This is a genomic window from Pseudomonas sp. efr-133-TYG-23 (genome assembly GCF_030209215.1).
GTDB classification, from domain to species: domain Bacteria; phylum Pseudomonadota; class Gammaproteobacteria; order Pseudomonadales; family Pseudomonadaceae; genus Aquipseudomonas; species Aquipseudomonas rhodesiae.
In genome coordinates this window covers 168,963-179,507 of sequence record NZ_JARVSL010000022.1, presented here as the reverse complement: position 1 = coordinate 179,507, position 10,545 = coordinate 168,963, and the positions used below count along the sequence as shown (strand labels likewise).

At 64.2% G+C, this 10,545-nt stretch carries 10 protein-coding genes; 3 read left to right on the top strand and 7 right to left on the bottom strand.

Features of this window, described 5'->3' with window-relative positions:
• Nucleotides 1-56: 56 nt before the first annotated feature.
• Together QRN41_RS16650 and QRN41_RS16645 are read right to left on the bottom strand one after the other, a co-directional pair.
• Nucleotides 57-1,454 (bottom strand): NarK family nitrate/nitrite MFS transporter, encoded by a 1,398-nt coding sequence (locus QRN41_RS16650; protein ID WP_167417481.1) that lies wholly within the window; start codon nucleotides 1,452-1,454, stop codon nucleotides 57-59.
• A gap of 2 nt (nucleotides 1,455-1,456) precedes the next feature.
• Nucleotides 1,457-2,713 carry an MFS transporter gene (locus tag QRN41_RS16645; RefSeq protein WP_080761449.1) on the bottom strand — a complete coding sequence of 419 codons (1,257 nt, stop codon included), beginning with the start codon at nucleotides 2,711-2,713 and terminating at the stop codon, nucleotides 1,457-1,459.
• Nucleotides 2,714-3,023: 310 nt separating this feature from the next.
• Between QRN41_RS16645 and QRN41_RS16640 the strand changes: the two genes are divergently transcribed.
• From QRN41_RS16640 to QRN41_RS16630, 3 genes are all read left to right on the top strand, one after another.
• The gene (locus tag QRN41_RS16640) at nucleotides 3,024-4,826 is read left to right on the top strand and encodes a HAMP domain-containing protein (protein WP_167417480.1); all 1,803 of its coding nucleotides are present in this window, start codon (nucleotides 3,024-3,026) and stop codon (nucleotides 4,824-4,826) included.
• Nucleotides 4,823-5,470 carry a two-component system response regulator NarL gene (gene narL, locus QRN41_RS16635; protein ID WP_034098451.1) on the top strand — a complete coding sequence of 216 codons (648 nt, stop codon included), beginning with the start codon at nucleotides 4,823-4,825 and terminating at the stop codon, nucleotides 5,468-5,470. The genes QRN41_RS16640 and narL overlap by 4 nt, the downstream gene beginning before the upstream one ends.
• Before the next feature lie 186 nt (nucleotides 5,471-5,656).
• Nucleotides 5,657-6,337 carry a Crp/Fnr family transcriptional regulator gene (locus QRN41_RS16630; protein ID WP_034138461.1) on the top strand — a complete coding sequence of 227 codons (681 nt, stop codon included), beginning with the start codon at nucleotides 5,657-5,659 and terminating at the stop codon, nucleotides 6,335-6,337.
• Here the strand turns inward: QRN41_RS16630 and ubiT are convergent.
• The 5 genes from ubiT to moaB are packed head-to-tail and all read right to left on the bottom strand — an operon-like array spanning nucleotide 6,325 to nucleotide 10,487.
• Nucleotides 6,325-6,804 (bottom strand): ubiquinone anaerobic biosynthesis accessory factor UbiT, encoded by a 480-nt coding sequence (ubiT, locus tag QRN41_RS16625; protein WP_167417479.1) that lies wholly within the window; start codon nucleotides 6,802-6,804, stop codon nucleotides 6,325-6,327. The genes QRN41_RS16630 and ubiT overlap by 13 nt on opposite strands.
• Nucleotides 6,798-7,688 (bottom strand): U32 family peptidase, encoded by an 891-nt coding sequence (locus tag QRN41_RS16620; protein ID WP_034098457.1) that lies wholly within the window; start codon nucleotides 7,686-7,688, stop codon nucleotides 6,798-6,800. Before QRN41_RS16620 ends, ubiT begins: the two co-directional genes overlap by 7 nt.
• Nucleotides 7,689-7,698: 10 nt before the next feature.
• Nucleotides 7,699-8,694 (bottom strand): ubiquinone anaerobic biosynthesis protein UbiU, encoded by a 996-nt coding sequence (ubiU, locus tag QRN41_RS16615; RefSeq protein ID WP_034138464.1) that lies wholly within the window; start codon nucleotides 8,692-8,694, stop codon nucleotides 7,699-7,701.
• A gap of 9 nt (nucleotides 8,695-8,703) precedes the next feature.
• The gene (locus tag QRN41_RS16610; protein WP_034098461.1) at nucleotides 8,704-9,936 is read right to left on the bottom strand and encodes a molybdopterin molybdotransferase MoeA; all 1,233 of its coding nucleotides are present in this window, start codon (nucleotides 9,934-9,936) and stop codon (nucleotides 8,704-8,706) included.
• Nucleotides 9,933-10,487 (bottom strand): molybdenum cofactor biosynthesis protein B, encoded by a 555-nt coding sequence (moaB, locus tag QRN41_RS16605; RefSeq protein WP_034098463.1) that lies wholly within the window; start codon nucleotides 10,485-10,487, stop codon nucleotides 9,933-9,935. The genes QRN41_RS16610 and moaB overlap by 4 nt, the downstream gene beginning before the upstream one ends.
• Nucleotides 10,488-10,545 lie beyond the last annotated feature (58 nt).

The following is a 10,545-nucleotide window of genomic DNA, read 5'->3' as shown; positions in this document are numbered from 1 at the left end:
GTGCTTTCCTCATCAGGCGTGCCGTGGGGTGCGTTGCCCCGCGAATTCGTGGTCGATCAGCAGGGTGTGGCGCAACCTTTGCGGGCGTACCACCACCAGGTCACGACAATGCAGCTCAGGTAGAAACCGACAAACATGTAGAAGGCCATCGCCGGGCTGCCGGTGGCGGCCATGGACGTGCCGAAGGATTTGGGAATGAAAAACGCGCCGAACGCGCCCATGGCCGAACTGAAACCCAGCACGGCGGCGGATTCCTTACCGGCGTCCTTCAGGGCCTGCTCGCGCTCGGCGGCGGATTTACCGGCGCTGGCTTTTTCATGCTGGGTGCGGAAGATCACTGGGATCATGCGGAAGGTGGAGCCGTTGCCCACGCCAGTGGTGATGAACAGCAACATGAACATGCCGAGGAAGCCGTAGAAGTTGCCGCCCTCGCCGTTCTGCGGCAGAAAGTGCAGCACGCCGAACACCATCGCGATCATCAGCACGAAGTTCCACAGGGTCACTCGCGCGCCGCCGAGTTTGTCCGCCAGCCAGCCGCCGAGTGGGCGCACCAGGGCGCCGACCAGCGGGCCGAGGAAGGCAAATTTCAGCGCCACCACGTCGGGGAATGAGGTTTTGATCAGCAGCGGAAACGCCGCCGAAAAACCAATGAATGAACCGAAGGTCGCCAGGTACAGCCAGCACATCAGCCAGTTGTGCTTGCGCTTGAAAATCACCGCCTGGTCGGCGAACGAGGCGCGCGCGCTGGACAAGTCATTCATGCCAAACCACGCCGCCACAGTGACGGTGAGGATAAACGGCACCCAGATGAAGCCTGCGTTTTGCAGCCACAATTGGCTGCCGTCCGGCAGGGTCTGGGGTTGGCCGCCGATCAGGCCGAACACGCCAAAGGTGATCACCAGCGGCACGCAGAACTGCATCACCGACACCCCCAGGTTACCCAGGCCGGCATTCAGGCCCAGCGCGGTGCCCTGCTGGGCCTTGGGGTAGAAGAAACTGATGTTGGACATGCTGGAGGCAAAGTTGCCGCCGCCGAAGCCGCACAGCAGCGCGATCAGCACAAACACGCTGTAGGGGGTGCTGGGGTCTTGCACCGCAAAGCCCATCCACAGCGACGGCAGCAGCAGCGACGCGGTGCTCAGGGCGGTCCAGCGGCGGCCACCGAAGATCGGCACCATAAACGAGTAGAACACCCGCAAGGTGGCGCCGGACAGCCCCGGCAAGGCCGCCAGCCAGAACAGTTGATCGGTGCTGAAACTGAAGCCGATGGCATTGAGGCGCACGATCACCGTGCTCCACACCATCCACACGGCGAAGGCCAGCAACAGCGCGGGGATCGAGATCCACAGGTTGCGAGTGGCGGTCTTCTTGCCGCCGGCGCCCCAGAAGGCGGGGTCTTCGGGGCGCCAGTCATGGATCACCGGGCCCGACTCGGGCTTTTGCGCGATGGACATATTCATTCTCCTTGGAGACGTTGGGCGGTGTTGCCCAAAAGCGGTTGCTTGCGAATTTCGCTGAGGTACATCCAGGTCAGGGACACCCAGACCACGCCGTACATCAACATGAAGCAGGACGAGCGCACGCCGGTGAGGTCCACCAGGGCGCCGAACAGAATCGGCAGCACAAAGCCACCCAGGCCACCGGCCAGGCCGACGATGCCGGACACCGCGCCCATGTTCTGCGGGTAGTCATTGGCGATGTACTTGAACACCGAGGCTTTGCCGAAGGCGAAGGCGATGCCCATGACAAACAGCAGAACGGTGAACAGGGTCGGGCTCAGGCCGATGTGGAAATCCAGCGGGCCGTTGACGGTCATCACCTGCAGTTGGGTCTGCGGGTAGCTGAGCAGGAACAGGCAGATCCAGCTCACCCACAGCACCCACCAAGTCACGCTCTGGGCGCCCCAGCGGTCGGACATCCAACCGCCCACTGCGCGCAGTACGCCGCCAGGCAGCGAGAAACAGGCGGCCAGCAGCGCCGCGCTTTGCAGGCTGAAGCCGTATTCCTGCACGTAGTACTTGGTCACCCACAGGGCCAGTGCCACGTAGCCGCCGAACACAATCGAGTAGTACTGGCAGTAGCGCCACACGGCTGGGTCTTTCAGGCACTGCAACTGCTGGCGCAGGGTGGCGCCGCCGACGCTGCGGTGGCTCTTGTTCTCGCTGGTGAGAAACCAGAACAGCAGCGCGGTGATAAACAGGATGGCGCTGAACACTTTGGGCACCAGGTGCCAGGTGCCCAGGGCGATCAGCGCGGGGGCGAGAAACTTGGTGACCGCCGCCCCGGCATTGCCGGCGCCAAACACGCCCATGGCAAAGCCCTGGTTGTCTTTGTCGAACCACTTGGCGACGTAGGCGATGCCCACCGAAAACGAACCGCCGGCCAGGCCGACAAACAGGCCCAGCACCAGGAACTGCCAATAAGCGCTGGCGTATGTGATCAGGTACAGCGGCAACACGCAGGTCAGCATCAGCAGGAAAAACACGATGCGCCCGCCGAAACGGTCAGTGAGCAAGCCCAGGGGCAGGCGCACCAGCGAACCGGTCAACACCGGGGTCGCCGCCAGCAGGCCGAATTGGGTTTCGTTGAGTTGCAGCAGTTCTTTGATGGGCACGCCGAGCACGGCGAACATCATCCACACCATAAAGCAGACGGTGAAGGCCAAGGTGCTCATGCCCAGCACCAGGCCCTGTCTCATACGGGATTGAGTCACGGTATGCGCTCCAGAAAGTGATTCCATGGGCGCAGATTAGGGGCGACACCCCCGTGGAACTTGACTCAGGTCAACGTCCGCCTGGGGGGTATAGGGCTATGCTGGCAGCGCCTACCTCCAAGGAGGTAGACCCAACAACAAGAGAAAGCCTTTATTTATCAATGGATTGGTCTCTTGTGCCGGCTTTTATCCGTGGGAGGGTTCGCCGGCAATTCTTTAGAGGTAGTCCGCCAGGGAAGGCTGTGTTCAGTCCTTTTTTCCATGCCTGGTGCGACTATGCTGCCCCTTCGCCTGTTTCGATTACGCCGCCATGCTTGACTGGCTGCGCAGCTCCCTGCCCGCCCGCGCCGGCCTGGCCGTTATCCTGATCGCCATCCTGGCCCTGTCCAGTTCCCTGAGTGCCGGGCTGATCGCCTGGTTCAGCCAGGGCGACGCGGCCGCGATCAATACCGCCGGCTCAGTACGCATGGAGACCTACCACCTGAGCTGGAAACTCGCCGCCGCCGCGCCGGCCGACGAGGTTGACGCGATCGCGCGCAGCCTGCAAAGCCGCCTCGACAGCCAATCCCTCAAAGCCGTGCTGGAAGACGGCCCACGCAGCGCGCTGTTGCAGAGTTACCAGCAGATCCAGCAGCGCTGGCACGACGCGCTGCGCCCGGCGGTGATACGCGGCGACGCGGCGTTTTTCCAGCTCAATGCCCCGGCGTTCGTCGAGCAACTGAACCACTTCGTCAGCCTGTTGCAGCAACAAAGCGAACAGAAGCAAGGCTGGCAGCAAGGCATTCAGGGCCTGGCGCTTTTCAGCACCTTGATCATCCTGCTGATCGGCCTGTATGAACTGCAATACGGCGTGGTCAACCCGTTGGAAGAACTGGTGCACGCCACCCGACGCTTTCGCGACGGCGATTTCAAAACCCGCGTCAACCACCGCTCCGAAGACGAACTGGGACAACTGGCCCTGAGCTTCAACGCCATGGCCGAGACCATCGAAGCCTCCCATCGCACCCTCGAAACCCAGGTGCAGCTCAAGACCCTCAACCTGCAACAAGCCAACGCCGCGTTGGAGCTGCTGTACCAGAGCAGCCGCAGCCTGGCCACGCGCCTGGCCAACGCCGAAGGGCTGGACGAATTGATCCGGCGCTTCCAGCAACGCCTGCCGGGGCTGCGTCTGTCGTTGTGCCTGCAAGGCCACTTTCTCGCGCCGGCCCAGCAGATACTGGCCCTGCACGGTGGCGACAGCCGCAATGTGTGCGCCATCGGCGATTGCGCCAGCTGCCAGAAACACAAAGTGGCGCCGCCGCAGATTTTCAGCATCAGCAACCAGGGCACGGAACTGGGCGAACTCAAGGCGCATTTCCTCGACGGCCACGCGCCCCAGGACTGGGAAAAACAACTGATCCAGGCCCTGGCCAACTTGATCGGCACCTCGCTGTCCCTCAAACGCCAGCGCGAGCAGGACCACCGCCTGCTGCTGTTGGACGAGCGCACCATCATTGCCCGCGAACTGCACGATTCCCTGGCCCAGGCGCTGTCGTACATGAAGCTGCAAGTCAGCCGCATGCAGACGCTGATCCGCCGTGGCGAACCAGTGGAAACCCTGGCCACCGTCACCGCCGAATTGCGCGACGGGCTGAACAACGCCTACCGCCAACTGCGCGAACTGCTCACCACGTTCCGCCTGCAAATTCACGATGCCGGGCTGGTGCAGGAGCTGTCGGAGACCGCCGAAGAGTTCTCGCGGCGCGGTGAATTCCAGGTGCATCTGCATGTGGATGCCCTGGCCTTCCAACTGTCGGCCAGCGAGCAGATCCATGTGTTGCAGATCACCCGCGAGGCACTATCCAACTGCTTGCGCCACGCCCATGCGCAAAACGCCTGGCTGCAACTGCGCCAGGTCGGTGAGACCGTCAGTTTGAGCATCGAAGACGACGGTCGCGGCTTCAGCGGCGAGGTTGACCGGCGCGAACACCACGGCCTGACCATCATGGACGAGCGCGCCCGCAGCCTGCACGGCCAACTCGATATCAGCCCGCGCGAGCCCCAGGGCACCCGGGTGCACCTGGGTTTCCGGCCGGAATTCCTCGGCCACTCTTTAGCGAGCACTGCCTCATGAACAGCCTCCCACGCCATACCCTTCTGCTGGTGGACGATCATCCGATGATGCGCCACGGCATGCGCCAAATGCTTGAGCTGGAAGACGACCTGCGGGTGGTCGGCGAAGCCGGCAATGGCCAGGAAGCCCTCGACCTTATCGACAGCCTGCAACCGGACCTGGTGCTGCTGGACAACAACATGCCGCACATGAACGGCCTGGAAACCCTGCGCCGCCTGCGCGCCATGGACTATGCGGGCAAGGTGCTGCTGTTTACCGTGTCCGACGCCGAAGACGACATCCGCGACGCGCTGCGCCTGGATGCCAACGGCTACCTGCTCAAGGACATGGAGCCGGAACTGGTGGTGGAATACATCCGCGATGCGTTGAACGGCGCCCTGGTGATCAGCCCCGGGCTGACTCGGGTGCTGGCCCAAGCGTTGCGCTCGCCCCAGCCCCATGCGGCGGTGGAGTTGACCGAACGGGAGCGGCAAGTGCTCAAGACCATCGCCGGTGGCTACAGCAACAAGGTAATCGGGCATAAGTTGGGCATCACCGAGGGCACGGTGAAGGTGCATGTGAAGAACCTGCTGCATAAATTGGGCTTGCGCTCGCGGGTGGAAGCGGCGGTATGGGCGATGGAGCATTTGCGGCAGGCGGGTTGATACTGTTCGGGGCTGATACTCCGTTATCGGGGGCAAGCCCCCTCCCACATCTGATAACCGGTGCGGTCGGAATGTGGGAGGGGGCTTGCCCCCGATAGTAGTAGTTCAGACCACAGAGGTACCCCGACAGAGGCATATCCACACCGGCTCAAGCACCCTACGCTAGCCCTTTGCGGAGGCCCAAGCATGCTCACTCATCCCCATATCGTCCTGACCCTGCGTCGGCACCACCTGTTCAGCCAGCTCCCGGAAAAAACCTTCCAGGATGTCTGCACCCTGGCCAATCTCAAGCGCGTGCCCGGTCACACCCCGCTATTGCATCAGGGCGAGGCGGCCGAGCGTTTTTTCCTGTTGGTCAGTGGGCAGATCAAGCTGCATCGGGTCACCGGTGAAGGCCAGGAACATCTGGTGGAGGTGATCCAACCCGGTCAGACGTTCGCCGAAGCGCTGCTGTTCACTGCGGCCAAGGCGTATCCGGTAAGCGCCACGGCGCTCAAGGACAGCGTGCTGGTGAGCATCGAAGGCCAACACTACCGGCGCGCGTTGGAGGATCAGCCGAAGATCTGCCTGGCGATTCTGGGCAGCATGAGCATCCACCTGCATCAGCGCCTTAAGGACATCGACACCTTGACCCTGGCCAACGCCAGCCGCCGGGTGATCAATTTTCTGTTCCAGGAGCGCAATGCAGTCAGCGGCGAGGTGGTGTTGCAGGTCCCCAAGCGCCTGGTGGCGTCCAAGCTGGGGATCCAGCCGGAGACGTTTTCAAGGATTCTGCACCGGCTGGTGGAGGGTGGGTTGATCGAAGTCCAACGGCGCACCATCCGCATCTTGAGCGAAGAACAGTTGATGGGGTATCAGGCCGGCTGACGTTCAACCACCCCCCTCCCCATCCGCTCCAGGCTGCGCCACAGCCAAACCGGCAAGACGTCCGGGTCCAGGCTGTCGATCAGGTTCTTGACCCCCAAGCCCAACTCCGTATCGCCTTCGATCACTAGCCGGCGCCGGAAGAACAGCGTATCCGGGTCCTCCTGCCGGCTGGCCAGCAACAAGAACTCCCGCCAGTTGCCGCTGATGCTCACCTGGGCCTCGGCTTTTTCGGCGATGCGCAAGCCGTCCCGCGCCAGGGTCAGGTACCAGCACAGTCTCAGGTCGGGAATGCGCAGGCACAGCCAGCGCCCACGCAGCAGGTCGAACCCGCCGTCGCGCAGCGGTTCGGCCAGGCAGCGATTGAGAGCCTGTTGCAGCGCGTGGCGCTGCACCGTGAACGGCACATGCCGCAGCAACGGCAACAGACGGTCAGCGCCTTTGAGCAACCACGCTTTACGCTTCAGCACAGGCCCACCTCCTCGACGCGCAGCATGCCCGCTTGGCCATGCCAGTAACCGTTGCAGCCATCCACATACAGCGGCGGCGTGGCGCCGTGGCGCACCTGATCAAAGGCTTTGACGATGCCCACCATGCCCTCGGCCCGTGGGCTCAACCGCAGCAGATCGGCGCCGCACTGCACCAACCCGGCGTAGTCGGCCAACAGGTTGGTGACCTCGGCCGACATCGTCTGAATGCCATTGAGGGTAAACAGTGCCTGGCCTTCCTGGCTGGTCAGGGGCATGCCGTCGGGGTAGTTGAGGCAGCAGAAGCGGCAGTCATCCTTGGGTCGGTTTTCCGCGCGGGCGGTAAAGCAGCGTGCCGAATAGGCCAGGGGCAGATGGCCGTATGCGAAGATTTCCACTTCGGGCAATGGCCGCCCCAGTTCGCGCACCTGCTCCAGCACATCGGCGATCAGGTCCTGGGAACACTCCACTGGTGGCACCCAGCGCTGCATACCGGCGTCAAGCAATTGCACCAGGGCGTGGCCGTTGTAGAGGTTGAGCGCCGGGCCGCCGACAAAGGGCAACTTGCGTTCCACCAGCATCTGCACCGCGCCCATGTCGTTGGCTTCCACCAGCAGCTCGCCGTTGTCGCACAGGCGGCGCAGGCTCGAAAGTTCGGAGGCGGCCTCGATCAGGGTCAGGCTCGACAACACGATCTGCGCCGAGGTGCAGGCCTGCAACTCGCGGCCCAGGCCCAGCCAATGGTCGAGGGACATGGCGCGGCGCTTGGCGCACACGGTTTCCCCCAGGTAGATCACGTCCAGGGGCAAGCCGGCCATGTCCGAATAGAAACGACCCAAGTGGTCTTTGTCCCAGTAAAACAGCACCGGTCCGAGGCTGAGTTTCATCAAGCGCTCCTTATTGCCATGCACGGTGGTAGGCGCCCAGGGTGGTCTGGCTGCCTTCGGATAACCCGGCCAACACCTGGCGCCACTGGTCCTGCACTGCAAAACGGGCAGGCGCAAGGCGGTGGGCGTCCAGCGCGGCGCGCCAGACTCGGGTGACTTGCTCCACATAGGCCGGGCTGCGTTGCCGGCCTTCGATCTTGATGGCCGCCACCCCCATGGCACTGAGCTCAGGCAACAGGTCCAGGGTGTCCAGGCTGGTGGGTTCCTCCAGGGCATGGAAGCGCTTGCCCTCCACCAGGAAGCGGCCCTTGCACAGGGTCGGGTAACCGGCCGGTTCATCGGCGGTGTAGCGGTCGATCAGCACATCGCTCAGGCGCGCGCTGAGGCCATCGGCGTCCTCACTCCAGCGCACCGCTTTGGCCGGCGAACACACGCCGCACAGGTTGGGCGACTCGCCGGTGATGTAGGAAGACAAATGGCAGCGCCCCTCGGCCATGATGCACAGGCTGCCGAAGCCGAATACTTCGATGGGCACCGGGCTGCTGGCGGCCACCTGCTTGACCTGGGCCAGCGACAGCACGCGGGGCAGCACGGCGCGGCGGATGTCATAGCGCTCGGCGTAGAACTTCAACGCCGCGCCGTGGGTGGCCGAGCCTTGTACCGACAGGTGCAACGCCATCTGCGGATGGTGCCGGTGGGCGTAGTCGAGCACCCCGGGGTCGGCGGCGATCAGCGCGTCCACGCCATGGTCGGCGGCGCGATCCACGGCGCGTTGCCAGCGCGCCCAGATCTTCGGCTGCGGATAGGTATTGACCGCCACATAGAGCTTGCGCTGGTGCTGACGGATAAACGCGACGGCGCCGTCGAACTGCTTGTCGTCCATGTTCAGCCCGGCGAAATGCCGGGCATTGGTGTCATCGCGAAAACCAACGTACACCGCGTCGGCGCCTTGGCGTACCGCCGCTTTGAGCGCAGGCAAGTTGCCTGCCGGGCAAACCAGTTGCATGGGGGTTCCTCACAGGAATTCAGTGAAAGACAAGAAGGCCACCGGGTCGTCCCTGACCACCCGCTGTTCGCGTTCGACAATGGCCAGGCCGTCGGCCCAGCACGCGGCCGACAACATCGCCGAGCTTTGCTGCGGATGCACGGTGACGCGCAATTGCCCGTGCGCATCGCTGTCCAGGCGGGCGCGCAGGTACTGGCGACGCTGGTTGGGATGGGGCCATTCGAACCCCGCCGGCACTTGCACCGGGGTGGGCAGTACCTGTGTCATGCCCTGGGCCCGTAGCAGAAACGGGCGCAGCACCACCAGCGCGGTGATCAGCGCCGCCGACGGGTTACCCGGCAGCCCCAACCAGGGCTTGCCCGCCACGGTGCCGAAAGCCAGCGGCTTGCCGGGCTGGATCGCCAGGCGCCAGAAATTCACCTGGCCCAGGGCTTCGATGGCCTGCTTGAGGTGATCCTCCTCGCCCACCGACACCCCGGCCGAGGTCAACAGCAGGTCGCACTCCGACGAGGCCAGCGCCAGGGCATCGCGACTGGCCGCCAATTGGTCGGCCATCACGCCATAGTCATGCACGTCCACGCCCCAGCCGCGCAGCAGCGCCGCGAGGCAATGGCGGTTGCTGTTGTAGATCTGCCCAGGGACCAGGGTCTCGCCGGGTTCGCGCAATTCGTTGCCGCTGCTGAGCAGGCATACGCGCAACGGCCGATAGACTTTTACCCGCGGGATACCGGCCGAGGCCAGCAAGCCGATTTCCTGGGCGCGCAGGCGTTGCCCGGCACTGATCAATGTGGCGCCACGGCGTAGTTCTTCGCCCTGTTTGCGCACATGCTCACCCAGGCGCACCGGCGGGCACCACACGCGCTGCGCATACACCCGGCAGCGCTCCTGGGGCACCACGCTGTCGGCCCCGGGCGGCAACGGCGCGCCGGTAAAGATGCGCACCGCCTCCCCCGCCTCCAGGCTTTGCTGGCGACTTTGCCCAGCAGCCACGCGCCCGGCCACCAGCAGATAGCCGCCTTCGGCCGGCACATCTGCGGCGCGCAGGGCATAGCCGTCCATGGCGCTGTTGTCCCAACTCGGCAGATCCAGAGGCGAAAACACGTCCTCGGCCACCACCCGGCCCAGGGCTTCAGACAGACCGATCACCTGGGTCGCCGGTGGCGGCGGCGCCTGGGCCAACAGCTGGGCAATGGCGTCGTCCACCGGCATCAGGTGCCCGGCGTCGCACACCGAGGCGCTCATAAGCGCGCCCCGCAGGCCGCCACGTTCTGGTTGGCCTGGGCCTTGAGGTGCGGCACGAAATTGCACGGGCCGGTGCGGCTGTCCAACTGGCCCGCGAGGATCTGGTCCCAGGCGGTGCGGCACGCGCCTGGCGAGCCCGGCATGCAGCACACCAGCACGCCGTTACTGAGGCCGGCCAGTGCGCGCGATTGCAGGGTCGAGGTGCCGATTTCGGCCAGGGACACCTGGCGGAACAGCTCGCCGAAGCCGTCGACCTGTTTATCGAGCAATGGCGCCACCGCCTGGGGCGTGTTGTCACGGGCGGTAAAACCGGTGCCGCCGGTCATCAGCACCACCTGCACGTCAGGGTCGGCGATCCACAGCGATACCTGCGCGCGGATCTGGTAGATGTCGTCGATCACCAGGCCACGGTCGACCAGCACATGACCGGCGCCTTGCAAACGGTCCACCAGGGTCTGGCCGGAGGTGTCGGTGGCGAGGGTGCGCGTGTCGCTGATGGTCAGCACGGCGATGTTCAGGGGGACAAAATCCCGTTGGGTCAAATGGGCCATGATCCAGGCTCCAGGCATTGAAAAGTGAGCGTCAGCCTGCGCCGCAATGGGCGCAGGG

Coding starts and splice junctions, on each gene's coding strand:
- QRN41_RS16650 (WP_167417481.1), bottom strand. CDS start 1,454: ATGTCCATCGCGCAAAAGCCCGAGTCGGGCCCGGTGATCCATGACTGG.
- QRN41_RS16620 (WP_034098457.1), bottom strand. CDS start 7,688: ATGAAACTCAGCCTCGGACCGGTGCTGTTTTACTGGGACAAAGACCAC.
- QRN41_RS16640 (WP_167417480.1), top strand. CDS start 3,024: ATGCTTGACTGGCTGCGCAGCTCCCTGCCCGCCCGCGCCGGCCTGGCC.
- moaB (WP_034098463.1), bottom strand. CDS start 10,487: ATGGCCCATTTGACCCAACGGGATTTTGTCCCCCTGAACATCGCCGTG.
- ubiU (WP_034138464.1), bottom strand. CDS start 8,694: ATGCAACTGGTTTGCCCGGCAGGCAACTTGCCTGCGCTCAAAGCGGCG.
- QRN41_RS16610 (WP_034098461.1), bottom strand. CDS start 9,936: ATGAGCGCCTCGGTGTGCGACGCCGGGCACCTGATGCCGGTGGACGAC.
- QRN41_RS16630 (WP_034138461.1), top strand. CDS start 5,657: ATGCTCACTCATCCCCATATCGTCCTGACCCTGCGTCGGCACCACCTG.
- narL (WP_034098451.1), top strand. CDS start 4,823: ATGAACAGCCTCCCACGCCATACCCTTCTGCTGGTGGACGATCATCCG.